This window comes from Streptomyces uncialis (assembly GCF_036250755.1).
GTDB classification, from domain to species: domain Bacteria; phylum Actinomycetota; class Actinomycetes; order Streptomycetales; family Streptomycetaceae; genus Streptomyces; species Streptomyces uncialis.
The window spans coordinates 3,172,663-3,195,864 of the sequence record NZ_CP109583.1 but is presented as its reverse complement, the minus strand read 5'-3'; the positions used below and the strand labels follow the sequence as shown (position 1 = coordinate 3,195,864).

21 protein-coding genes are annotated in these 23,202 nt (G+C 71.2%); 13 read left to right on the top strand and 8 right to left on the bottom strand.

All coding sequences use genetic code 11. The features are described 5' to 3' along the window. Positions 1 to 150 precede the first annotated feature (150 nt). The 5 genes from OG711_RS12970 to cutA all read left to right on the top strand — a co-directional run bounded on the left by OG711_RS12970 (position 151) and on the right by cutA (position 8,044). Entirely contained in the window at positions 151 to 6,309 is a 6,159-nt protein-coding gene (locus OG711_RS12970; RefSeq protein WP_405674845.1) for a DNRLRE domain-containing protein, read from the top strand. A 122-nt stretch (positions 6,310 to 6,431) separates the two neighbouring features. Beyond that, positions 6,432 to 6,908: a hypothetical protein gene (locus tag OG711_RS12965; RefSeq protein ID WP_329559312.1), complete on the top strand. Its 477-nt coding sequence runs from the start codon at positions 6,432 to 6,434 to the stop codon at positions 6,906 to 6,908. A gap of 312 nt (positions 6,909 to 7,220) precedes the next feature. Continuing rightward, positions 7,221 to 7,502: a hypothetical protein gene (locus OG711_RS12960; RefSeq protein ID WP_329559311.1), complete on the top strand. Its 282-nt coding sequence runs from the start codon at positions 7,221 to 7,223 to the stop codon at positions 7,500 to 7,502. Then, positions 7,502 to 7,759: a hypothetical protein gene (locus OG711_RS12955; protein WP_329559310.1), complete on the top strand. Its 258-nt coding sequence runs from the start codon at positions 7,502 to 7,504 to the stop codon at positions 7,757 to 7,759. Before OG711_RS12960 ends, OG711_RS12955 begins: the two co-directional genes overlap by 1 nt. A gap of 105 nt (positions 7,760 to 7,864) precedes the next feature. Continuing rightward, positions 7,865 to 8,044 carry a divalent cation tolerance protein CutA gene (gene cutA / locus OG711_RS12950; protein WP_266508003.1) on the top strand — a complete coding sequence of 60 codons (180 nt, stop codon included), beginning with the start codon at positions 7,865 to 7,867 and terminating at the stop codon, positions 8,042 to 8,044. An 83-nt stretch (positions 8,045 to 8,127) separates the two neighbouring features. On the opposite strand, the gene OG711_RS12945 is transcribed toward cutA, so the two are convergent. Continuing rightward, the gene (locus OG711_RS12945) at positions 8,128 to 8,649 is read right to left on the bottom strand and encodes a GNAT family N-acetyltransferase (protein ID WP_266508001.1); all 522 of its coding nucleotides are present in this window, start codon (positions 8,647 to 8,649) and stop codon (positions 8,128 to 8,130) included. Positions 8,650 to 8,823: 174 nt separating this feature from the next. Here OG711_RS12945 and OG711_RS12940 point away from each other — a divergent pair, with 174 nt between their 5' ends. Beyond that, entirely contained in the window at positions 8,824 to 10,056 is a 1,233-nt protein-coding gene (locus tag OG711_RS12940) for a helix-turn-helix domain-containing protein (protein ID WP_329559309.1), read from the top strand. 281 nt (positions 10,057 to 10,337) lie between these two features. Next, the gene (locus OG711_RS12935) at positions 10,338 to 10,736 is read left to right on the top strand and encodes a hypothetical protein (protein ID WP_329559308.1); all 399 of its coding nucleotides are present in this window, start codon (positions 10,338 to 10,340) and stop codon (positions 10,734 to 10,736) included. Between the two features lie 609 nt (positions 10,737 to 11,345). Here OG711_RS12935 and sodN read toward each other — a convergent pair. Then, a complete protein-coding gene (gene sodN, locus OG711_RS12930; protein WP_073784844.1) occupies positions 11,346 to 11,741 on the bottom strand; it encodes a superoxide dismutase, Ni in 396 nt (131 codons plus the stop codon). Between the two features lie 142 nt (positions 11,742 to 11,883). Between sodN and sodX the strand changes: the two genes are divergently transcribed. Continuing rightward, complete coding sequence (gene sodX / locus OG711_RS12925) at positions 11,884 to 12,333, top strand: nickel-type superoxide dismutase maturation protease (protein WP_073784846.1); 450 nt, start codon at positions 11,884 to 11,886, stop codon at positions 12,331 to 12,333. Here sodX and OG711_RS12920 read toward each other — a convergent pair. Beyond that, complete coding sequence (locus OG711_RS12920) at positions 12,219 to 12,866, bottom strand: CGNR zinc finger domain-containing protein (protein WP_073784848.1); 648 nt, start codon at positions 12,864 to 12,866, stop codon at positions 12,219 to 12,221. The two genes, sodX and OG711_RS12920, sit on opposite strands and share 115 nt — an antisense overlap. A gap of 202 nt (positions 12,867 to 13,068) precedes the next feature. Here OG711_RS12920 and OG711_RS12915 point away from each other — a divergent pair, with 202 nt between their 5' ends. Beyond that, entirely contained in the window at positions 13,069 to 13,830 is a 762-nt protein-coding gene (locus tag OG711_RS12915; RefSeq protein WP_329559307.1) for a class I SAM-dependent methyltransferase, read from the top strand. Positions 13,831 to 14,028: 198 nt separating this feature from the next. Here the strand turns inward: OG711_RS12915 and OG711_RS12910 are convergent, their stop codons facing one another. The 3 genes from OG711_RS12910 to OG711_RS12900 are packed head-to-tail and all read right to left on the bottom strand — an operon-like array spanning position 14,029 to position 16,753. Beyond that, positions 14,029 to 14,790 (bottom strand): amino acid ABC transporter ATP-binding protein, encoded by a 762-nt coding sequence (locus OG711_RS12910; RefSeq protein WP_329559306.1) that lies wholly within the window; start codon positions 14,788 to 14,790, stop codon positions 14,029 to 14,031. Continuing rightward, complete coding sequence (locus OG711_RS12905) at positions 14,787 to 15,728, bottom strand: amino acid ABC transporter permease (protein ID WP_073784856.1); 942 nt, start codon at positions 15,726 to 15,728, stop codon at positions 14,787 to 14,789. The genes OG711_RS12910 and OG711_RS12905 overlap by 4 nt, the downstream gene beginning before the upstream one ends. 47 nt (positions 15,729 to 15,775) lie before the next feature. Beyond that, entirely contained in the window at positions 15,776 to 16,753 is a 978-nt protein-coding gene (locus tag OG711_RS12900) for an ABC transporter substrate-binding protein (RefSeq protein WP_073784859.1), read from the bottom strand. A gap of 553 nt (positions 16,754 to 17,306) precedes the next feature. On the opposite strand from OG711_RS12900, the gene OG711_RS12895 reads away from it, so the two are divergent. The 4 genes from OG711_RS12895 (at position 17,307) to OG711_RS12880 (ending at position 20,975) form a co-directional block, all read left to right on the top strand. Beyond that, on the top strand, positions 17,307 to 18,560 hold the full coding sequence (locus OG711_RS12895; RefSeq protein ID WP_073784861.1) for an NAD(P)-dependent malic enzyme: 1,254 nt from the start codon (positions 17,307 to 17,309) through the stop codon (positions 18,558 to 18,560). 592 nt (positions 18,561 to 19,152) lie between these two features. Continuing rightward, positions 19,153 to 20,115: a zinc-binding dehydrogenase gene (locus tag OG711_RS12890; RefSeq protein ID WP_329559305.1), complete on the top strand. Its 963-nt coding sequence runs from the start codon at positions 19,153 to 19,155 to the stop codon at positions 20,113 to 20,115. A gap of 90 nt (positions 20,116 to 20,205) precedes the next feature. Next, complete coding sequence (locus tag OG711_RS12885) at positions 20,206 to 20,415, top strand: helix-turn-helix domain-containing protein (protein WP_073784865.1); 210 nt, start codon at positions 20,206 to 20,208, stop codon at positions 20,413 to 20,415. Continuing rightward, complete coding sequence (locus OG711_RS12880) at positions 20,415 to 20,975, top strand: Clp protease N-terminal domain-containing protein (RefSeq protein WP_329559304.1); 561 nt, start codon at positions 20,415 to 20,417, stop codon at positions 20,973 to 20,975. The genes OG711_RS12885 and OG711_RS12880 overlap by 1 nt, the downstream gene beginning before the upstream one ends. 241 nt (positions 20,976 to 21,216) lie before the next feature. Here the strand turns inward: OG711_RS12880 and OG711_RS12875 are convergent, their stop codons facing one another. Both OG711_RS12875 and OG711_RS12870 read right to left on the bottom strand, forming a co-directional pair. Further along, positions 21,217 to 22,242, bottom strand: a complete 1,026-nt coding sequence (locus OG711_RS12875; RefSeq protein WP_266507987.1) for a PadR family transcriptional regulator — start codon at positions 22,240 to 22,242, stop codon at positions 21,217 to 21,219. 1 nt (position 22,243) lies between these two features. Continuing rightward, a complete protein-coding gene (locus tag OG711_RS12870; RefSeq protein WP_073784871.1) occupies positions 22,244 to 23,128 on the bottom strand; it encodes a DUF4097 family beta strand repeat-containing protein in 885 nt (294 codons plus the stop codon). Between the last annotated feature and the right edge of the window lie 74 nt (positions 23,129 to 23,202).

The window sequence follows — 23,202 nt, the reverse complement described above, 5'->3', positions numbered from 1 at the left end:
CACCCTCACCGAGAGAGGCACCCCGACGTGACTGACACCCCAGGGCCCGCCGACGAGTGGCAGGGCTCCGTGCTCGCGCTCCAGCGGCGCAGACGGATACTGCCGCGTGTGGCGGTCGCCGTCGCGGCCGTACTGACGGTCGAGGCGGCCGTGATCGTCGCCGCCACCGGCCAGGCCGTCGCCGTACCGGCCGCGGAGCGCGAGGCCGCCGCGGAGGCTGAGCCGAAGCCGGTGAGGAAGGCCGGACCCCGGCAGGCGGAGGACATCCCGTCCGCGCGGGTCGCGGCCCGGCTCGCCGGACACCGGGTGGAGGCGCTCAGCGAACGGAGTGAGACCTCGACCACCTGGGCGAACATGGACGGCAGTCTCACCACCGAACTGGCCGCGGGGCCGGTCCGCTTCGAGCGGGACGGGAAGTGGGTCGGCGTCGATGTGGAGCTGGCCGGGCAGCCGGACGGCAGTGTCGCGCCCGCCGCGCATCCGAATGGCTTGAAACTGTCCGGTGGCGAGGGTCGTCCGGCGTCGTCGCTGCGGGCCGCGCAGCGGTCCGGGGCGGTCGACCTCGTCACCCTCGGTCAGGGCGGCGAGCAGCTCACCCTGCGCTGGAAGGGCGGTCTGCCCGAGCCGCGGCTGAAGGGCACCCGCGCCGAGTACGTCGACGCCGTGCCCGGCGCGGACGTGGTGGTCGAGGCGACGCGTACCGGCTTCGAGCAGTACGTCGAGGTGAAGGAGCGGCCCGCGGCGGGCTACTCGTACACGCTGCCGCTGACGGCCAAGGGGCTGAAGGCCAAGCAGCTGGCGGACGGCAGTGTGCTGTTCACCGACCGCAGGAACAAGAAGCGGGCTGTCATGCCCGCGCCAGTCATGTGGGACGCGGCGGTGGACAAGGTCTCCGGCGAGCACATCCACCGCGCCCGGGTCGGGATGAAGGTCGTCCAGCGCGCGGACGGCGTGGACCTCGTCATCACCCCCGACGAGAAGTTCCTCGCCGACCCCGCGACGAAGTACCCCGTCACCGTCGACCCGTCGACCTCGTCGCTCTCCAGCGTCTTCGACACCTACGTCCAGCAGGGCGAGACCGTCGACTGGTCCGCCGACACCGAACTGGACCTCGGCAACCCCGGCACCAACAACCCCAATGGCACGCCCCGCACCGCCCGTTCCTTCCTCACCTGGAACACCTCGCCGGTCCGGGACGCGCTGATCACCGACGCCAAGCTCAGCCTGTGGAACTTCCACTCCGGCAACACCACCTGCGCCGCGCAGCCCTGGGAGGTCTGGGCCACCGGCGCGGCCTCCACCTCGTCCCGCTGGACCGCACAGCCCGCGTGGACCGCCAAGCGCGCCACCTCCACCCAGACCCGCGGCAACCCGTCCTGCGCGGCCCAGCCCGACGGCTGGATCGACGCGGACGTCACCACCCTCGTCCAGGAGTGGTCCTCCGCCAAGGCCACCCGCGGCCATATGGGACTGCGGGCCACCAGCGAGACGACCGTCCCGCAGTGGAAGCGCGTCAACTCCGCGAACGCCGCCGCGAACCCGCCGAAGCTGCGCGTCACCTACAACTACCGGCCGCGCACCGGCACCAAGCAGGAGGCCGGACCGCCGTTCTTCTCCTACGGCCCCACCTACCTGGTCAGCACCACCACACCGACGCTGCGCGACACCTTCGTCGACGCCGACGGTGACAAGGTCAACGGCACCTTCCAGATCTTCGACAACGCCACCGACACCCAGGTCGGCAACGTCATCGTCTCCAAGTACACGCCGTCCGGCTCACCCGCGTCCGTGACCGTCCCCGCCGGGGTCCTCACCCACGGGAAGACGTACAAGTTCCGCACCAACCCGTACGACGGCGCGCACTACAACACCGGCTGGTCGGCGTGGAAGACGTTCACCGTCGACACCGCCGCGCCCTCCGCGCCCGGCGCGATCACCTCCACCGACTACCCGGCCGGGCAGTGGGTCAAGGGCGAGGGCCAGCCCGGCACCTTCCGGGTCACCCCGCCGGCCGCCGACCACAACTGGCTCGAATGGTCGCTCGACGGTGTGACCTGGACCAAGGCCGCCACCGGCGGCGCGTCCGCCGCCAAGGACCTCTCCGTCACCCCGCCGAAGAACGGCACCCACACCCTCCAGGTGCGGGCCGTCGACAAGGCCGACAACAAGTCCGAGGCCCGCGAGTACCTCTTCCACGCCGGACCCGGCGGCTTCGTCCAGCCCGCCGACGGCGAACGCACCGCACGCCGCCTCCCGCTCGTCGCCGAGGCGAAGGCGGGCACCTACGACTCCGCCGCCTTCTCCTGGCGCCGCTCCGAGGCCGACCCCTGGACGGCGATCCCCGCAGGTGACGTCACCGCCGCCGGGACCCCGCTCACCGGCTGGCCGGTACCGCTCGTCGCGGGCCGCAACGCCCCGCTCGTGTGGAACACCACCAGCACCGTCGACCCCGACGGAACCGTCCAGCTCAAGGCCGACTTCACCGGCCCCGGCGCCGCCACCAGCAGCACCGCGCCGCTGACCGTCGTCGTCGACCGCGACGCCGACGGAGCCGCCTCCACCGAGGTCGGCCCCGGCTCGGTGAACCTGCTCACCGGTGACCACACCCTCTCCGAGACCGACGCGTCGTTCTTCGGCGTCAGCGTGTCCCGTACCGCCTCCTCCCGGACCCCCGACGCGGGGACCCGCCAGGAGGGCCAGGCCGCGATCTTCGGCAAGGAATGGGTGGCCGGTACGGCCGCCGAGGGCACCGAGTCCGAGTACAGCCATCTGCGCAAGGTCTCCGACACCGCCGTCAGCGTCGTCTCCGACGAGGGCGACGCGCTCCACTTCACCGCCGACGCCGCCCGCACCGGCTGGGTCTCCGAGCCCGGCGCCGAGGACCTGACCCTGCGCGGCTCCGTCACCGGCACCTTCACCCTCGCCGATGCCGAAGGCGTGGTGACCACCTTCACCAAGCCCGACCCGGCGGCCACCACCTGGCAGGTGTCCAGCACCCTCCAGGACGGCCTCGGCTCCTCCACCACCACCGTGGTCTCCGAGACCGTCACCGTCGCGGGCAAGAAGCTGGCCCGCCCCAAGCGGATCATCGCGCCCACCTCGGCCGTGACCCCCGCGGCCTGCGAGACCGACCCGGCCACCAAGGGCTGCCGGGTCCTGGAGTTCGTCTACGCCACGGCCACCACGGCCACCGGTACGGTCACCGACGCGGACTTCGGCGACTTCGGCGGCCAGCTCAAGCAGCTGAGGCTCTGGGCCACCGCACCCGGCGCCGCGAACGCCACCGCCACCCCCGTCGCCGGATACCGCTACGACTCCGCGGGCAAGCTCCGCCAGACCTGGGACCCCCGCACCGGCCGCCAGGCCCAGACCCAGTACTCGTACCGGGACGGCCGGGTGACCTGGCTGGAGCAGCCCGGCGAACTCCCGTACACCTACACGTACGGAAACGCGGGCGGCGCCGCCACCTCCGGCAACGGCATGCTGCTGAAGGCCGCGCGCGAGGGCCTGCGCCCCGGCACGGCCGCCACCGTCGAGGGCGAGGCCGTCACCAGCCTCGTCTACGGCGTCCCGCTGACCGGCACCGCCGCCCCGCACGCCATGGGCGGCGCCGCCACCGCCGGCTGGGGCCAGCTCGACACCCCCAGCGACGCGACCGCCGTGTTCCCCGCCGACTCCGTCCCGTCGTCCCACGACGGCACCGGGCTCACCGGCAACGGCTACACCCGGGCCACCGTCCACTACCTCAACGCCTCCGGCCGCCAGGTGAACACGGCCACCCCCGGCGGCCACCTCACCACCACCGAGTACGACCGCCACGGCAACACCGTCCGCGAACTGACCGCCGCCAACCGGGCCCTCGCGCTCGGCACCACGGACGCCCAGAAGGACCGGCTCACCGACCTCGGCATCATCGCCGCGCCCTCGGCCGAACGCGCCCATCTGCTGTCCACCACCTCCGTCCACAACGACAACGGCACCCGCGAGGAAGCCGAGTTCGGCCCGCTGCGCCGGGTCGACCTCACCGAGGACCTCAAGGACGGCAGCACCGTCCTGATCGGCTCCGGCACCTCCGTACCCGCCCGCGGCTGGACCGCCAAGCGCTACGACGAGGGCCGCCCCACCGACGGCACCGCCAAGGTCAAGGACCAGGTCACCCTGGAGACCAAGGGCGCCCAGATCCGTGACCACGCCGCCGTCCACGCCGAGAAGCGCGTCACCTCGACCCGCTACGACTGGGCCAAGGGCCTGCCCACCCACACCGTCCAGGACCCCGGCGGACTGGCCCTGACCACCGTCACCGGCTACGACTCCCAGGGCCGCGTCGTCTCCCAGGCACTGCCCGGCGGCACCGCCACGAGCGCCAACACCCGGCTCACCGAGTACTGGACCGCCGACGGCACCGGCCGCTGCGGGGGCCGCCCCGAATGGGCCGACCTGCTCTGCTGGACCGGCCCCGCCGGCGCCGTCACCGGCGGCGGCTCCCAGCCGGCCGCGCTGCCCGACAGCCTCACCGAGTACGGCCTCTTCGGCCAGACCACCAAGGTCACCGACACGGCGGGCGGCACCACCCGCACCACGGCCACCGCGCACGACGACGCCGGACGCCCCACCACGGTCACCGTCAGCGGCGGCCTCGGCCAGCCCGTCCCGGCGACCACCACCGGCTACGACCCGGCGACCGGCAAGGTCACCACGATCACCTCGCCCACCGCGGGCACGATCACCAAGGCGTACGACAAACTCGGCCGCCTGCTGTCCTACACCGACGCCGACGGCGGGGTGACCACCACCGAGTACGACCTGCTCGACCGCCCCGTCAAGGAGACCGACTCCGTCCCCTCGACCGTCACCCACACCTACGACCACGCCGCCGAACCCCGGGGCCTGGCCACCCGCACCACCGACTCGGTCGCGGGCGCCTTCACCGCCACCTACGACCCGGACGGCTCCGTCGCCACCCAGAAACTGCCCGGCGGCCACAGCCTCACCGTCACCGAGGACACCACCGGCGCCACCCTGTCCCGCGTCTACACCCGGGACAGCGACAACGTCACCCTGTTCACCGACACGGTCGCCGCATCCGTCCACGGCCAGGTCACCCGGCACCAGGGCTGGTCCGCGCAGAGCAACCAGTACGACGCCGTCGGACGCCTCGCCGCCGTCCAGGACACCGTCGGCGAGGTCTGCACACGCCGCGCCTACGGCTTCGACACCCGCTCCAACCGCACCTCCCTGACCACCGCCACCGGCGCGTCCGGCGCCGCCTGCCCCACCACCGGAGGAACCACCACCACCCACACCTACGACAGCGGCGACCGCCTCGTCGACACCGGCTGGACGTACGACGCCCTGGGCCGCACCACCGCCCTGCCCGGCACCACCCTCGGCTACCACGCCAACGACCTCGCCCACCGGCAGACCACCGGCAACAGCCGCCAGACCTGGCAGCTCGACCCCGCGCTGCGCTTCCGCTCCTGGACCGTCGAGACCGGCGGCGGCACCACTTGGACGCGGACCGCCAGCAAGGTCAACCACTACGACGGCGACGGCGACAACCCCCGCTGGACCGTGGAGGACCCGGCGACCGGGGAGATCACCCGCAATGTCCAGGCCCCCGGCGGCGACCTCGGCGCCGTCACCGCGAGGACCGGAGGCACCGTCCTCCAGCTCTCCTCCGTCCACGGCGACGTGGCCCTCCAGCTCCCGCTGGACCCGGCCGAGGCACCGATCGCCCAGGACTCCGACGAGTACGGCAACCCCCGCGACGGCCGGACCCCCGCGCGCTACGACTGGCTCGGCGCCAAACAGCGCTCCAGCGAGACGCTCACCGGTCTGACCCTCATGGGCGTACGCCTCTACAACCCGGCGACCGGCCGCTTCCTGTCCCTCGACCCCGTCCACGGCGGCAGCGCCAACGCGTACGACTACACCTACGCCGACCCGCTGAACCAGTACGACCTCGACGGCCGCTGGATCCCGCTCGCCATCGCGGCGGTACGCGTCGGCTGGGCCTGCTGGAAACACTGCCGCAAGGCGTACAAGGCCGTACGGTCCGGCTACCGCGCGTACCGCTCGCTGCGGAAGTTCAACAACCGCACCCGTCGCCTCCAGCGCTACACCCGCAGCCGCTCGTACAACCACCGCAGGGGCTACAGCTACCGCGCCGCCGGGTTCTGCGCGGGCACCTGGGCCGGGTTCGGCGCCCTGAGCACGGTGTACCCCGGCTCCGCCCGCTACGGCCAGGGCCTGACAGCCATCGGCGCGGGGTACGGCCTCTACCGCTACGTCAGAAGGGGCCGATGCTAGAGGCACCACCACCGCCGCTCGGCTGACCGGCGGTTGACCGAACGAGACGAGGGGCCGGGCGAGCGACTGCCCGGCCCCTCACCCCACCCCACACCCCATGTATGCAACGGAACCCAGGAGACATGTCCCGACACACGCGGCCCGGCCCGCCCCAGTACCTCGCGTTCGCGTCGCTCGTCCTGTGGTGCGCCTGGACCTGGCAGTCCTCCGCCGCCACGGCCCGGGGCATCCCCCTGACCGAACAGCTCACGGACCACACCCCCCTGTGGTGGTACGCCCTCCTCGCCGCCCTGGCGGTGGCCGCGTCGTACGTGATCCGCACCCCCGTCCTCGCCACCCGCCCCCTCGAACGCCTCCTGTCCCCCACGACCCCCCTCCCCGCAGCCCTCACGACCACCGTCCTCGCACTGCTCCTCCCACCCCTCCTCCTCGGCGTCCCCCTGGGCTCCCTCGCCTCGGACGCCCCCCTGTCCACCCGCTGGGACGGCTACGCGGACGTGGTGACATCCCCGGTGACTCTGGCGCTCTGCGCGGCGGCGTGCGCGACGGTGACGCTGATACGGCGGCGCGCGGGGCGGGGGGTGACGGCGGGAGGTTGAGGGTCCGGGGCTCGCGGGGGTGGGTACGCGGGGTGCGGCCGGGGCGGGGGCCCTGGCGGCGGCCCGCCTTGGCGCCGTCGTCCTCGAACAAGTCGTCCCCGTACAAAGGGCATCGCTCTCCCCGACAGGGGGGCGGCGGGCGGCCGAGTCCACGAGCATGCGGAGGCCGCGACCGTGTGCCGTCGGCGCAGCGGGTGACGCTGTCCCTCGTTCGTGTGCGCGCTCCTTCGCACCCTGGGGCGTGGGGACGTCGTCCACGTACCGTGGTCGGCGGAAGGCCAGGTCCGGCGACAAGGATGCGGAGGCGGCGCGGTGGACGAGACACCGGAGCGGTGGACGACGACCGTGCACGGCCGGGAAGTGGAACTGCCGGCCACGATCGCGGATGTCCGCGCCGCCCTCGCCGAGGAGCTGCGGGCCGCGTTCGACGCCGAGATCGGCTCCACCCCGGGCCCCGATCTGCCCCTCCGCCTCGCCATGTGGGCCCTGCGTACCGTCCCGGGCGCGGTGGAGGAGATGGACGACCAGGTCGACCGGCTGCGGTCCGGCGACTACTCCGGCGTCACCGTCCTCGACGACGGCGAGGTCGCCTGATGGGCTACCGCATCGCCTACGCCTCCCAGGCCGACGCCGCCCGCCGCGGACTCCCGGCCCAGCGCCGCACCGCCCTGGACAAGGCCATGAGGACGACGATCGGCGCCGACCCGTACGGGCACGGCTCGGTGGAGGCCAAGCGCGGCGAACGGGACTACCGCGAGGCGACGATCGCGGGAGCCGACGCGATCGTCGTCTACTACGTCAGCCCCCCCGGCGTCCTCACCGTCACCGCCGTCAAGCTCATCACGGCCTAGCAGCCTGTTGGGCGAGGGCTTTGCGGGCGGGATCGGCGGGGTGTGTAAGAGACCGGGTACGTAGGTCGCGGCCGGGTCGTAGGCCCCGGCAATAGGGTCGCGCGCATGGCTGACCACGTACAGGTATCGACCGCCACCCAGACGCGGGAGCAGGCGGTCGCGCTGGCCCGTTCAGCGGTCGCGGGGCGGCTGGCGGCCGGGGCGCAGATCGTGGGCCAGGTCGCCTCCGTCTTCTGGCACGAAGGCGAGCTCGGAACGTCCGCGGAGTGGCAACTCCGGAGGTGACGGCGGTACCGATCACGGCGGGGTCCGAGACGTATCTCGGCTGGGTGAGCGCGACGGTGGGGTCGGGAGAATCCGGCTGACGCTCAACCCCCGGGCTTGAGCCGCCGCAGCATCACCGCGAACACCGGTGAGTCGTCGAAGGGTTGGGACTCGTCGACCTGCTCGTACCCCCACGATTCGTAGAGGGCCACGACCTTGGGGTGCGCGAGGTCGACGAACAGCGTGACCGCCTCCTCGCTCCTGCTGGAGAGCAGCGCTTCGTGGAGTTCCGACGAGGCGCCGGTCTTCCGCCACCGGGGCAGCACCATCAGCTCGGACAGTGCGAAGGCCCGCTCGGTGGGCCCCAAGGACCGTGGCCGTTCCGAGCCCCTCCACCAGCCGCCGGGACTGAAGGGGGCGCCGTAGAGGTAGCCCACAGGTTCGCCTTCATCGAAGCCGATGAGGCAGACCCACCCCTCCCGGCTGCTCCAGCCGTCGACGAACTCCGCGAAACGCTCCCGGGAGTCGAATGACGCGGATGACCCCTGATAGGCCACGTCGTGGATGTCCAGGAGCAAGGTCCGGATGTCCTTCGCGTCCTGCTGCCCGTACCGCTGCACTTCCATTGCTGTGACCTCTCGATCCATGACGTAACCCCCGGCGCCCTCGACCCTGCGAAGTCCATCAGGCTCCGCACCCGGCTGAGACTGCCGATGGTGCGCCTCGATCCTGATCCTGCCCAGAGCCTGGTGGACTGCCACCCCGACGGAACCGATCCTCCTTCAGGAGTACCGTTTCGGGTGTCCAAGGCAGAAACGGGGCACACCATGCCGCACCACACCGACGACCACATCGGCGCCCGGATCGCCGACTACCGCAAGCTGCGTCAGCTCACACAAACCGGCCTGGCGCAGCGGGCCTTCGTCGCACGCGGGACCATCGCGAAGGTGGAGGCGGGGCTCACCCCCGCCACACCTGCCATCGTGGCAGCGGTGGCGCGGGCACTGGAAGTCGAGATAGCCGTTCTCAACGGTCAGCCGTATGTGTCCGAGATGCGGCAGGACCAGCTCGACCGCATGATCGCACCGCTGTCGGACGCCCTTGATCTGTACGACCTCGGCCCTGACGCGGAAATCGTCCCCAGGCCGTTGAGCGTGATCACCGCCGATGTCGAGACGCTGTGCGCGGGCGCGTGCGCGACGGAGTACAAGGGAGTCGGCGCGAGGCTCCCCGGGCTCCTGGGCGAACTGACCACGGCCCTGAGCCTCGCCCCTTCCGAACAGGAACGCCGAACAGCCGCGCAGGCTCTGAGCTGGGCCTACTGGGTGACCTACGAGTTCACCTACCGGCTCGGCTACCACCAGTTGGCGATGATCGCGCTGGAACGCATGGGCTGGATGGCCGAGCAGGCACAGGACCCGCTGCTGCTGGCCATCCGCCTCAGCAAACGCAGTGCCATGCTGTTGCGCCACGGGAACAACAGGATGGCCTCGCGGATACTGGAACGAGGCCACTCGCTCATCGGTCAGTACGACGATCCGGGGTCGGTGCAGGCTGTGGCCGTCGCGGGGACGCTTCATCTGGCAGGAGCCATCGCCGCCGCACAGGCGAAGGACAAGGGCTCGGTGGCCGGCGAGCTGGAGTTGGCTCACCGGGCGGCCGACCGGATCGGCCGGGACGTACCCCGGGTCTACTGGGCCTCCTTCGGCCTGACGAACGTAGCTCACTTCGATGTCGCCACCTCGGTCGAACTCGGGGACCTGGGGATGGCGATGAAGGCGGCGCGGAATCTGCGCTTCCCGGCGGACCACCCCAGGATGCGGGTCGGCCGCTACCACATCGAGATGGCACGCGCGCATTCGCTGATGGGCAAGGCGGAGGCCGCCGAGAAGTCGTTGCAGCGGGCCAGGGAAGTCGCTCCGCAGCAGGCCAGGTACCACCCTTTGATGCGGGAAACCATCGCCGTACTGGTCCGTCGCCAACGCCGCGCGTCCGGCGGCCTGGCGTCCCTCGCCGGATGGGTGGGCATGTAGGGCGGTCGGCGCAAGAGCCGCGGTGTTCCTCGTTCGGGAACACTGCGGCCCTTCCACGTCGGCATGCTGACGGTCAGTAAGGCACCCCCGCGACGGGCGAACGTCCGGGGGCATGGCCATCAGCTGACTGGAGTTGACGACGCTGTGAAGCGTATCGGTCTGATCTTCGAATGTCCGGTGTGGGCGCTACGGCCCGGCACCGGACTGCGCCGTGCGGCGGTACCGGCTCGCGAGGGTACGAGTGTGGGGTTCCGCGTGACCGCTGGAACCGAGGTACGGCGATGACCGGCCACGACGTACGAGCACCCTTCGGGTCCACACGAGTGGGCCGGGGGTCCTCGGTGCGGCTGCTGCCGTGGTCGACCCCCGAGGGGAAGCCCTGCTACCTCGTGACGGACGACGGCGACGGATATCTGTCGAGGATCGCGGACGTCAGGGAATCCACACAGCTCGACATGGCCGACCAACTCCTCGGACACGCACGGGCTCTGCTGAGCGAGCCGAAGGCGGGGGCGCGGGAGCTGCGGTTCGTCGCGGCGCGGTTGGTCGAGTCGCTGCACGACACGCTGAGGGTGGCCCGCAGCCGTGGCGAGCGGCTGCCGAGCCGCGCTGAACCGCTCGATCGGCACGAGAGCAACCCGGATCGGCGGGACGACGAGAGGCCGGGGGAGGGAAGGTGAGGGCACCGGACGGTTCGCCGCCGGTGCCCTGCGCGCCCTGCTTGTCCGCCCGGATCATGGGGCACCCCGAGAACACCCACGGCTGCCACGGCGTGACCAGGCTGCGCCTCGACGACCTGCGGTTGCGGTTACGGCCCGTCGGACGACGCTGCCCGTGCTCGTGCGGTCAGGGCGGAGGGCACGAAGTGAACCCTGGTGGGCCGGACCCGACGGCCTCAAGGATGCGGATCACCACGTACCGCGTCGGGTCGGACGGCGAGCGGATCGGTGAGCGGCACCTGACGGTGGTGACCGTAGGTGATCCGGTCCTGATAGCTCCGCCGATGGCGTGGCCGCCGTGCCGCTGCCCGAGGTGCGGGAAGGGGGACGGGGGCGGGGGCGAGTGACGCTTGTCGGCGCTCTCCACCGTCCCGGCACTGTCGGTACGGCGGAACTCCGCGGATCGCCGCCGGGCAGGTCGCACGTGAGCTCAGGGAACCGTCGTGACGGCCGCCGCGCCTGCGGTGGAGCCGGTGGCATGGCGTGACGACACGAGGAGGGCCCGGCGGGCGGGCCCTCCTCGTACGCTTTCGACCTGCGCGGCAGCCCGCGCGGGCCTGGGCTGATGGATCAGCCCTGCTTGGTCTCCCAGAAGATCTTGTCGATCTGGGCGATGTGGTCCAGGGCCTTCTGGCCCGTCGCCGGGTCGGTCGACGCCTTGGCGGCCGAGAGGGCCTTCAGGGTGTCGTTGACCAGGGTGTGCAGCTCCGGGTACTTCTCGAAGTGCGGGGGCTTGAAGTAGTCGCTCCACAGGACCGTGACGTGGTGCTTGGCCAGTTCGGCGCGCTGCTCCTTGATGACCGTGGCGCGAGCCTGGTAGTGCGGGTCGTTGTTGGCGGCCATCTTGTCCTGCACGGCCTTCACCGACTCCGCCTCGATGCGGGCCTGGGCCGGGTCGTACACGCCGCAGGGCAGGTCGCAGTGTGCGCTGACCTTGACCTTGGGGGCAAACAGGCGGGAGAGCATGGAGCTGTCCTTCCTCGTGATCGTCTTCTCAGGTGGGACATTACTCCGTGGGTGAGTGGTTTTCGCGGGTGCCCCCATGGGCTTAGGACAAAAGTCCGGGGGCGGACCGGGACGTGTGACGGAACGATTCGGGAGGTTGCTGATGCCGGACGCAGCGGAGGAAGGGGCGGCCCGCGCGGTGTTCGGGCTGGCCGAGGTGGAGGGTCCGTCGATGGTGCCGACCCTCTACCACGGCGACCAGGTGCTGGTCCGCTACGGCGCCCGGGTGAGGCCCGGCCAGGTCGTCGTCCTGCGCCACCCGCTCCAGCAGAACCTGCTCATCGTCAAGCGGGCCGTCGAGCGGCGCCGGGGCGGCTGGTGGGTGCTCGCCGACAACCCGACGGCCGGCGCGGACAGCACGGTGTACGGGACGGTGCCCGAGGAGTTCGTCCTCGGGCGGGTCCTCGCGCGGTACCGGCCGCGCCGCCGGGAGTCCGGTCAGCGGCCCTGGGCGGGGGCGCTCTCCTGGGCGTTCTCGGCGGTGCGGCCCGTACTCGCGGGCGGCGGTCCGTCGGCCGCGCGGTCGGCCTCCAGACGCTTGCGGGCCCGGTAGGCGGCCACGTTCGCCCGGGTCGCGCAGCGGTCCGAGCAGTAGCGCCGGGAGCGGTTGGTCGAGGTGTCCAGATAGGCGTTGCGGCACGGGGCCGCCTCGCACAGGCCGAGGCGGTCCACCCCGTACTCGGTGAGATGGATGGCCAGCCCCATCGAGGCGATGGCCGCGTACCCGGCGGTGGCGTTCGACGGGTGGTCCGCGAGGTGCATGTGCCACAGCGGGTCGCCGCTGTCGTCGCGGTCGTCGTGGCCGGAGATCTGGGGGCTGACCGGGAACTCCATCAGCAGCGAGTTCAGCAGGTCCACCGCGAGCGTCTCGTCCCCGGTGTCGGCCGCCTCGAAGACCGCGCGCAGCCGGGCGCGCACCGACCGGAAGCGGGTCACGTCCGAGTCCGTGGTCCGACGCGCGGCCGACTTGTTCGCGCCGAACAGGTCACGGACGGCGTCCACCGAGGTCAGGGTGTCCTTGCCCCGTACCGGCTCCTCGCTGTTGACCAGACGTACGGCGTAGTCCGAGTAATAGGCCAGTTCCACTTGTAGTCCTTACGGGGGCCGTCTATGGTCGTCGTGCACACGATGGGTAATGGCTGCTTGTCGTTCAAGGGTATTACGTCGATCGGGTGGCTCCCAGGGATGCCGGGTCCTTCCGGGGATTCCGCACGCCCGCCCGGCCGGAACGGCCGTCCGCGGGCCCTGGAGCCTTTCGTACGGCCGTACGGGTGAGAGGAGCGGACCGATGACCGGGACCACGACCGGAGCCGACTGGCGGGCCTGGCAGGAGAGCTGGGACCGGCAGCAGGAGTGGTACATGCCCGACCGCGAGGAGCGGTTCCGGGTCATGCTGGACATGGTCGAGGCGTTCGCCGGGCCCGCGCCCCGGGTGCTGGACCTCGCGTGCGGTACGGGGAGTATTACGGATCGCCTGCTGACGAGGTTCCCGAACGCGCGAAGTACCGGTGTCGATCTCGATCCCGCGCTGCTGGCGATCGCCGAGGGGACCTTCGAGGGCGACGACCGCGTCACCTTCGTGACGGCCGACCTCAAGGAACCCGACTGGGTCGACCGGCTGCCGCACGACACGTACGACGCCGTGCTCACCGCGACCGCCCTGCACTGGCTGCACCTCGATCCGCTCGCCAAGCTCTACGGGCGGATCGCCGGGATCGTCCGGGACGGGGGCGTGTTCATGAACGCCGACCACATGGTCGACGGCTCGACGCCCCGGATCAACGAGGCGGAGGCCGTCCTGCGCCGGGCCCGGCGGGAACGGGCCCGCGAGGACGGCGCGCTCGACTGGGCCCGATGGTGGGAGCTGGTGGGGCGGGACCCGGTCCTCGCGGAGCCCACGGCCCGGCGGTTCGAGATCTACGGGGAGCACGCGGACGGGGACACCCCACCGCTCGACTGGCATGTCCGGGCCTTGCGCGGCAGCGGGTTCTCGGAGGCCCGTGGGGTGTGGGGCTCGCCGTCCGACGGGATGGTCCTCGCCCTGAAGTAGGACACGCGTCTGTCCTCTCGGGGCGCGCGGCTGCCCGTTCCGGACGTACACCGGTCGCGTCCGGGGTGCGCGCCGTGTCCCTTCGGGGCGCGGGCTCTGTCCTCTTGGGGTGCGGGCCCTGTCCTCATTCCGGGGAACGGGCGAGGGGCGGTACGAGTAGTTCGTACCGCCCCTCGGGTGTCCCTCGTCAGGTCCGGGTCACAGGACCTTGGACAGGAAGGACCGGGTGCGTTCGTGCTGGGGGTTCGTCAGGACCTCGCGGGGGTCGCCCGACTCGACCACCACACCGCCGTCCATGAAGACGAGCGAGTCGCCCACCTCCCGCGCGAAGCCCATCTCGTGCGTCACGACCACCATCGTCATCCCGGACTCCGCGAGATCACGCATCACGTCGAGCACATCGCCGACGAGTTCGGGGTCGAGCGCGGAGGTCGGCTCGTCGAACAGCATCAGCTTGGGGTCCATCGCCAGGGCGCGCGCGATCGCGACCCGCTGCTGCTGTCCGCCGGACAGCTGCGAGGGATAGCTGTCCGCCTTGTCCGCGAGCCCGACCCGCTCCAGGAGCTGCGCGGCCCGTTCCCGGGCCTGCCGCGCGGGCACGCGCTTCACCTGGATCGGCGCCTCGCAGATGTTCTGGAGGGCGGTCATGTGCGGGAAGAGGTTGAACCGCTGGAACACCATGCCGATGTCACGCCGCTTCAGCGCGACCTCGTTGTCCTTCAGCTCGTACAGCTTGTCGCCCTTCTGGCGGTAGCCGACGAGCTCGCCGTCCACGTACAGCCGCCCGGCGTTGACCTTCTCCAGGTGGTTGATGCAGCGCAGGAACGTCGACTTGCCGGAACCGGACGGGCCGATGAGGCAGAACACCTCACCGGTGGCGACCTCCAGGTCGATGCCCTTGAGCACCTCGACATTGCCGTACGACTTGTGGACGCCTTCGGCCTTCACCATCGCGCTCATGCCGTGGCCCCCTTTCGGCTGGACAGGGAGAACACATGCTTCCTGACCTTCTGCCAGGGCGTGGGCGGCAGCTGGCGGCTGGAGCCGCGCGCGTAGTACCGCTCCACGTAGTACTGGCCGACGCTCAGGACCGACGTCATGATCAGGTACCAGGCGGCGGCGAGGAAGAGCATCTCCACCGGGGCGCCCGAGGTCTGTCCGATGTCCTGGGCGTATTTCAGTAGCTCGTAGTACTGCACCGCCGACACCAATGAGGTCGTCTTCAGCATGTTGATGACCTCATTGCCCGTGGGGGGCACGATCACCCGCATCGCCTGCGGGATCACGATCCGCCGCAGGGTCTTCTGATGACTCATCCCGAGCGCGTGCGACGCCTCGGTCTGGCCCTCGTCCACCGACAGCAGACCCGCCCGGCAGATCTCCGCCATGTACGCGGCCTCGTTGAGACCGAGGCCGAGCAGCGCCGTCAGGAACGGCGTCATGAAGCTCGACCAGTAGTCCTTGTAGACGAAGCCGAGGTTGATGTACTCGAAGACCAGGCCCAGGTTGAACCAGACGAAGAGCTGGACGAGGACCGGGGTGCCCCGGAAGAACCAGATGTAGAACCACGCGATGGACGAGGTCACCGGGTTCTTCGACAGCCGCATCACCGCGAGCAGGATGCCGCCGCCGATGCCGATCAGCATGGACAGGGCGGTCAGCAGCAGGGTGCTGCCGACCCCCTTGAGGATGCGGTCGTCGAAGAAGTAGTCGGGGACCGCACCCCAGTTGATCTTGCCCTGCGCGAACGCGTAGACGATCGAGGCGAGCAGGGCGATGGCGACCACGGCGGCGATGTACCGCCCGTAGTGCCGGACCGGGACGGCCTTGATGGCCTCCGGCCGGGCGGGCGGCGGGGCCGGGGGGCCGCCGCCCGTCTTGTCAATGTCGACGGACACGGGTCTTGCCTTTCAGTGGCCTGGTCGGCGTAGCGGGGTGCGTGGGGTCACTTGCCGCCGTTGACCACGGCCTCCTTTACGGCTCCCGCCTCGACGCCCCACTTGGCGATGATCTTGTCGTACTCACCGTTCTTGATGATCGCGTCCAGGCCCGCCTGGACGGCGTCCCGCAGCTCGTCGTTGCCCTTGGCCACGGCGATGCCGTACGGGGCGGCCTCGACCTGGTCACCGACGAGCTCGAAGTCCTTGCCGCCGCCGGACGTCTTCACCGCGTACGCGGCGACCGGGAAGTCCGACGAACCGGCGTCGGCGCCGCCCGAACGCAGCCGGGTCTGGGCCTGCTGGTCGTTGTCGTACGGCTCGATCGCGAGCTTCTTGCCGGACGGGCACTCCTTGGCCTGCGCCTTGGCGAGGTCGTGGGAGACCGTGCCGCGCTGCACCACGATCTTCTTGCCGCAGAGGTCGTCCCAGCCCTTGATGTTCTGGGTCTTGCCCTTGGGCGTGTAGATGGAGACGCCGGCGTTGAAGTAGTCGACGAAGTCGACGCCCTCGCCGACCTTCTTGCCGGTGTCGCCGTCGACGCCGTTCTGGCGGTCCTTGGTGTCGGTCATCGCGGACATCGCGAGGTCGTACCGCTTGGAGCGCAGCCCGGTGATCAGGGTGTCGAAGGTGCCGTTCTCGAAGACGAAGTCCACGCCGAGCTGCTTGCCGATGGCGGCGGCGATGTCCGGGTCGATACCGACCGTCTTGCCGGAGTCGTCCTTGAACTCGACGGGCGCGTACGCGATGTCCGAGCCGACCTTGATCTCGCCCTTGTCGCGGACGGCCTTCGGGAGCTTGTCGGCGAGCGGGGCGGCGGCGGCGCTCTCGCGGCCGCTGTCCCCGCTGTCCTCGGCCTTCTCCTTGGTCTGGTCACCACAGCCGCTCAGGAGCAGCGAGCCGGCGACCGCGATCGCGCCGATCGCGGCGAGCCGTGACTGCCCGGACTTCGCGGCGAACGAGCGACGGGTGGAGCGTGCGGTCATGGTGGATTCCTCCGGCAGGTGGGTGAATAGCCGGTGGTCGGCGGGCACACACCTTCGGGTGTCGCGACCACGTGTGATGACGGCATCTTGCCATTCGGACCAGGTCGTTCAACGGCGCAGCCATGTCAAAATCGGATAACAGGTCGAACCCGAACCCCGACAGGCCGGTACATCCCGACCGCACCTTCTGCGGGTCCGGAACCCGGCCGCCGGAAAATCTTCGGTGCACCCGGGGTGGAGCGATTCGGTCGTACCGTCGATCAAGGGTATGTATCGACATTTCGGCCGGTTGTCCCTATCTTCATGAAATTCGGCTATGAGTCACGTCACCGCGACGGGGTGGACTCGTCCATGACACCGTCCGTCCGGTAAGAAGGTTCTTTACACCCCTATCCGGGGCTCTGGGCGCGTGTGCGGCGCGCCCGTCGTGCCGGTCCCGTACGCCTCACCGGCGTACGGACGTTTCGCGACTGCGGATTCCGGCGCGGTGCCCGCCCACCCCTTTACCAGGAGTGGCCACCCTCAACGAGTACAGATTTAAGGGGTAAAGACAGTGGCAGCGGAGATCGTCAATCCTCGCAGCGACAGCGACACCGCCGGTGCGACGCGCGTCCAGGGCAGTGCGGGTCACGAGGCCGGGGGGGAGCCCCTCGATTCCTTCGATCCGGTGTTCGCGCTCCACCGGGGCGGCAAGATGGCCGTCCAGGCGACCGTCCCCGTCCGTGACAAGGACGACCTTTCCCTGGCGTACACCCCCGGTGTCGCCCGAGTGTGCAGCGCCATCGCCGAGCAGCCCGACCTGGTCCATGACTACACGTGGAAGTCGCAGGTCGTGGCCGTCGTGACGGACGGTACCGCCGTCCTCGGCCTCGGGGACATCGGTCCCGAGGCGTCCTTGCCCGTCATGGAGGGCAAGGCGATCCTGTTCAAGCAGTTCGCCGGCGTCGACGCGGTGCCGATCGCGCTCGCCACCAAGGACACCGACGAGATCATCGAGACCGTCGTGCGGCTCGCGCCCTCCTTCGGCGGTGTCAATCTGGAGGACATCTCCGCGCCGCGCTGCTTCGAGATCGAGCGCAGGCTCCAGGAGGCGCTCGACATCCCGGTCTTCCACGACGACCAGCACGGGACGGCCGTCGTCACGCTCGCGGCCCTGCGCAACGCCGCGAAGCTGACCGGGCGCACGCTCGGGGATCTGCGCGCGGTGATCTCCGGGGCGGGTGCCGCCGGGGTCGCCATCTCCAAGTTCCTGCTCGAAGCGGGGATCGGGGACGTCGCCGTCGCCGACCGCAAGGGTGTCGTCAGCCGGGACCGGGACGACCTCAACCCGGTCAAGCGGGAGCTCGCGGAGATCACCAACCGGGCCGGGCTGAGCGGCAGCCTCGAAGCGGCGCTCGCCGGGGCGGACGTCTTCATCGGGGTGTCCGGCGGGACGGTGCCGGAAGCGGCGGTCGCGTCGATGGCCCCCCGGTCGTTCGTGTTCGCCATGGCCAACCCGGAGCCCGAGGTGCACCCCACGGTCGCGCACAAGTACGCGGCCGTCGTGGCGACCGGGCGGTCCGACTTCCCCAACCAGATCAACAACGTCCTCGCCTTCCCCGGGATCTTCGCCGGGGCGCTCCAGGTGCGGGCGTCGCGGATCACGGAGGGGATGAAGATCGCGGCCGCCAACGCGTTGGCCGGGGTCGTCGGGGACGACCTGGCCGCGGATTACGTGATTCCCTCGCCGTTCGACGAGCGGGTCGCTCCGGCGGTGACCGCGGCGGTGGCCGCGGCGGCGCGGGCGGAGGGTGTCGCCCGTCGCTGAGCTCCGTGCGAAGCCCCGTGCGGGGTGCTCCGCCGTTTTGCTTCGCCTCCGGTTCCTGGGCTGCTGCCCCGGGCCGGGGGCGTTCGGCGTTCCCTGGGGCGTTGTTCCTGTGCGGGGCGCCTTCGCTTGCGCTTCTGGGGTTTGTCCGGGTGGGCGTACTCCGTTCCTGTGCGGGCCGTCCGTGGGTGCGCAGTTCCCCGCGCCCCTGGGTTTCGTGTGCTGGGCGTACTCCGTTCCCGTGCGGGTCGGACGGGGGTGCGCAGTTCCCCGCGCCCCTTAGGTCGCGCCCCTTACGGTTCCGTTCGGGTGCGGATGGTCCTTGGTTGCTCGCGCGGTTCCCCGCGCCTCTGGGGTTCCACCCCTGGGCGTACTTGTTCCTGTGCGGGCCGTTCGTGGGTGCGCGGTTCCTCGCGCCCCTGGGGTTCCACACCTGGACGTACTTGTTCCTGTGCGGGTCGTCCGGGGGTGCGCAGTTCCCCGCGCCCCTTGGGTCGCGCCCCTGGGGCCGCTGGGCTGGGCGTGTTTGTGGGTGTGCGGGGTGTCACGGGGGTGGGGTGTTCCTTGGGGGTGGGGTGGGGCCTATCGTCGCGGCATGTTCGCTGCCTATGCCGCTCGTATCGACCGTGATCACCCGCTGAACGGGCTGGAGCTGGGGGAACGTCCCGCCCCGGTGGCCCGGGACGGGTGGACCACCGTGAATGTCCGCGCCGCCTCGCTGAACCATCACGACCTGTGGTCCCTGCGGGGGGTCGGGCTCGCGGAGGACAAGCTTCCGATGATCCTCGGCTGTGACGCCGCCGGGGTGGACCAGGACGGCAACGAGGTCGTCCTGCACTCGGTGATCGGCCAGACCGGTCACGGTGTCGGACCCCGTGAGGGCCGGTCCATCCTGACGGAGAAGTATCAGGGCACCTTCGCCGAGCAGGTCACCGTACCGGTGTGGAACGTCCTGCCCAAGCCGTCCGGGCTGTCGTTCGAGGAGGCCGCGTGCCTGCCGACCGCCTGGCTCACCGCGTACCGGATGCTCTTCACCAACGCGGGGGTGCGGCCCGGGGACTCCGTCCTGGTGCAGGGCGCCGGCGGGGGCGTCGCCACCGCCGCCATCGTGCTGGGCAAGGCCGCCGGGCTGCGGGTGTTCGCCACCAGCCGGGACGAGGCCAAGCGCGCGAGGGCCCTGGAGCTGGGCGCGGTGGAGGCGCTGCCTGCGGGCGCGCGGCTGCCGCAGCGGGTGGACGCCGTGATCGAGACCGTGGGGGCGGCCACCTGGTCGCACTCGGTCAGGTCCCTGCGGCCCGGCGGCACGCTGGTGATCTCCGGTGCCACCAGCGGTGACGCGCCCTCGCACGCGGAGCTGACCCGGGTGTTCTTCCTGGAGCTGCGGATCGTCGGCTCGACCATGGGGTCGAAGGACGAGCTGGAGGATCTGCTGGCCTTCTGCGCGTCGGCGGGGGTGCGCCCCGTGATCGACGAGGTGCTGCCGCTGGACCGGGCCCGGGAGGGATTCGAGCGGATGGAGGCGGGGGGCCAGTTCGGGAAGATCGTGCTGACCGTGTAGCCGGAGCGCGCGTCTCGGTGCGGGGCTGCCTCCGTGCTCCGGCTGTCAATTTTGGTTGACGCGTGCCGGGTGTCAATGTACGTTGACATCATGACCGAAGCAACGGATCTCGCCGCGCGGGCGGGTGACCGCGACCCGAGGGTCGGACTCCGGGCGGTCGCCGCACTGCGCCGGCTGCTGGAGCGGCTGGAGGCTGTCCAGGTGCGCGCGGCCCGCGCGCAGGGCTGGTCGTGGCAGGAGATCGCGGCCGAACTGGGTGTCAGCAGGCAAGCGGTGCACAAGAAGCACGGGAGGCAGTGATGTTCGAACGGTTCACCAAGGACGCGCGGGCCGTGGTCGTCGACGCGCTCGGGCACGCCGAACGGGCCGGGGCACGGACGGTGGGGGAGGAGCATCTGCTCCTCGCGTTGTTCGACCGGGAGGGCAGCAGGGCGTCCTTCGCGCTCGCCGCGCTGGGCGCCGACCGGCGACGGGACTCCGTGGAACGCGCGCTGGACGACGCGCGCCGCCGCGGCGGACTGTCACGCGCCGACTCCGAGGCCCTCGCCGGGTTCGGGATCGACGTGGACGAGTTGGTGACCCGGGTCGAGGACGGCCACGGGGCGGGGGCGCTGGCGTCCGCCGGCCGTCGCGCGGGCGGCCGTCGCGGGTGGTTCGGGAGAGTGCCGTTCGCCCCGGAGTCCAAGGATGTGCTGACGCGGTCGCTGCGGATCGCGCTGGGGCGGCGGGAGCGGGAGATCGGCGACCACCATGTACTGCTCGCGGTGACCTCCCGGCCGGGGGTGGGCGCGGAGGTCCTGGCCGACCATGGCGTCGAACGGCTCGCGCTGGAACGGGTGCTGTACGGCACGGCCGCCTGAGCCGTCCCCGTTCCCCTTTCGGGCGCCCCTCGCGGTGGTCGTTCGTCCGCACGCCCGGACGAAGACATCACGGGGAGGACGTGCCCCAAAGGGGCCGCGGGGAACCGCGCACCCACGAACGACTTGCACGGGAGCAAGTGCGCCCCGGTGGACGGACCCAGGGACGCGGGCCCGCCAAGTACCCGCGCGGGTGCGGACCCCCGTCGCACGGGGACCCGCACCCGCGCGGGCGGGGCGGAGATCAGTCGCTACGGGCCCCGCCGGGGTGCAGAGCCGCCGCGATCCCCGCCGCCGCCTCGGACAGATGCCGACGGGCCTCCCGGAACTGCGCGTCCGTGACACCGTGGTCGCGGGCCGTGTCACGGATACCGTCCCGGAACCGGTCGAGGAGCCGGTCGAGATCACGCGCCGGATCACCCGACGGTTCCTCGTCGGCCCAGTCCGGTACCTGACCGCCCGGCTTTGTGGGCGGCGCGTCCTGCGGGGGCGCGGGGGGCTCCGGGGCCGCCGTCGGCTGTCCGCCGCCCCAGCGGAAGTCCTTGCCGAAGTCGCCGAACTCCTTGGCCAGCTCGGACAGCCCCTCCCGCACCCCGGTCGGCCACTCGCCGCGCTGGAAGTGGGACTGGACCTGCTCCTGCACCTTCCTGGCGATCCGCTGGACCTGCTCCTGGGCCTGCGCCTGCGCCTCCTGGGCCTGGGTGCGGGCCCGCTGGGCCTCGTCCCGGGCCCGTCGGCTCTCGTCCTTGGCGCGCCGGGCCTGGTCCTTCCACTCCTGCTTGGCGCGCCGGATGTCGTCCTTCGCGCGCTGCCACGCCTCCTTGTCGCCCCACGCTCCGTCGAGCAGGTCGGAGGGGTCGGGGAAGTCCTTGCCGCCGGACGTACGGGCCTGCTTCGCCGCCGCGCGCATGTCGCGGCGCAGATCGCCCGCGGCCCCGCGTACGTCGTCCCGGATCTCGGCGGCCAGCTCCGCGACCGACTCGCCGATCTCCAGCTCCAGATCGGCCAGCTCACCGCTGCGCCCGGCCAGCTCGGCGCGGCCCGCGTCGGTGATCGAGTAGACCTTCCGGCCGCCCTCGGTGGTGTGGGTGACCAGCCCCTCGGCCTCCAGCTTGGCCAGCCGCGGGTACACGGTGCCGGCGGAGGGCGCGTAGAGCCCCTGGAAGCGCTCCTCCAGGAGGCGGATCACCTCGTAACCGTGCCGGGGGGCCTCGTCCAGGAGCTTCAGGAGGTAGAGACGCAGTCGGCCATGGGCGAAGACAGGAGGCATGTCACAGCACCTTCCGGTCGGTGCCGTCCCCGGTGGGCGCGGCGGCGGGGTCGGGTACGGGCGGGGAGTCGTGGTGGTCGGCGGGCGGCCGGCGCAGCAGGGCGATCGAACCGGACACGGTGCTCGCCTTCAGCGTTCCGCTGCCGCTGCCGAGCCGTCCGGTGATCCGTTTGGCGCCCCACTGGCCGCTGACCCGGAGGTCCTCGAAGTGGTTGGAGAGGCTGCCGCTCGCGGTGTTCGCCTCGACCTCGGCGTCCGCCGGGTGCGGCAGCCGGACGGCGATCTCGCCGGAGACGCTGGTGAGGCTGATGTCGGCGGGGCCGCCGGTGGGGTCGAGGTCCACGATCATGGAGCCGCTGACGGAGTCGCCCCGTACGGAGGAGCCGGAGCTCTCGACGACGGTGAGGTCGCCGGACACGGAGTTGAAGCGGAGGTCGCCGGTCAGCCGGTGCGCCTCGATGTTCCCGGCGACCGTGTCGGTGCGGACGGGGCCCGCGAGCGCGACGAGGGTGGTGTCACCGGTGATGCCCTTGACCTCGGTGCGCCCCTCGATGCCGGAGACGACCGCTCCCGCGCCGACGACGCCGACCTCCACCCGGGTCCCGGCGGGGACCGTCAGCGAGACCACCGCGCTGCGCTGCCAGCCCTTGCGGTCCAGCCAGCGCAGGAAGCCCTTCCAGGGCAGATCCTCGTACGCGACCGTCAGGACGCCGTCCTCATGGGTCACCACCAGGGGCGGGCCCTCGATCTCGGAGACCTGGAGCCGCGCGGAACTGCTCTCGGTGCCCACGACATTGACCGTTCCGTTGACGAGCCGCACGTGGAGCTCCGTCAGCGGGGCGTCGAAGGTGAGCTTCTGCGGATCTGCGACGGACCACTCGGACATGGTGCCGACCTCCCCTGTTCGGGATTGACGCGCCATATCGCGTCTTCTTCCAATACACGATATATCGCGGATCG

Coding starts and splice junctions, on each gene's coding strand:
- OG711_RS12965 (WP_329559312.1), top strand. CDS start 6,432: ATGTCCCGACACACGCGGCCCGGCCCGCCCCAGTACCTCGCGTTCGCG.
- OG711_RS12890 (WP_329559305.1), top strand. CDS start 19,153: ATGTTCGCTGCCTATGCCGCTCGTATCGACCGTGATCACCCGCTGAAC.
- OG711_RS12945 (WP_266508001.1), bottom strand. CDS start 8,649: ATGGAAGTGCAGCGGTACGGGCAGCAGGACGCGAAGGACATCCGGACC.
- OG711_RS12910 (WP_329559306.1), bottom strand. CDS start 14,790: ATGAGCGCGATGGTGAAGGCCGAAGGCGTCCACAAGTCGTACGGCAAT.
- OG711_RS12915 (WP_329559307.1), top strand. CDS start 13,069: ATGACCGGGACCACGACCGGAGCCGACTGGCGGGCCTGGCAGGAGAGC.
- OG711_RS12935 (WP_329559308.1), top strand. CDS start 10,338: ATGACCGGCCACGACGTACGAGCACCCTTCGGGTCCACACGAGTGGGC.
- OG711_RS12885 (WP_073784865.1), top strand. CDS start 20,206: ATGACCGAAGCAACGGATCTCGCCGCGCGGGCGGGTGACCGCGACCCG.
- OG711_RS12955 (WP_329559310.1), top strand. CDS start 7,502: ATGGGCTACCGCATCGCCTACGCCTCCCAGGCCGACGCCGCCCGCCGC.
- OG711_RS12880 (WP_329559304.1), top strand. CDS start 20,415: ATGTTCGAACGGTTCACCAAGGACGCGCGGGCCGTGGTCGTCGACGCG.
- sodX (WP_073784846.1), top strand. CDS start 11,884: ATGCCGGACGCAGCGGAGGAAGGGGCGGCCCGCGCGGTGTTCGGGCTG.
- cutA (WP_266508003.1), top strand. CDS start 7,865: ATGGCTGACCACGTACAGGTATCGACCGCCACCCAGACGCGGGAGCAG.
- OG711_RS12875 (WP_266507987.1), bottom strand. CDS start 22,242: ATGCCTCCTGTCTTCGCCCATGGCCGACTGCGTCTCTACCTCCTGAAG.
- sodN (WP_073784844.1), bottom strand. CDS start 11,741: ATGCTCTCCCGCCTGTTTGCCCCCAAGGTCAAGGTCAGCGCACACTGC.
- OG711_RS12870 (WP_073784871.1), bottom strand. CDS start 23,128: ATGTCCGAGTGGTCCGTCGCAGATCCGCAGAAGCTCACCTTCGACGCC.
- OG711_RS12900 (WP_073784859.1), bottom strand. CDS start 16,753: ATGACCGCACGCTCCACCCGTCGCTCGTTCGCCGCGAAGTCCGGGCAG.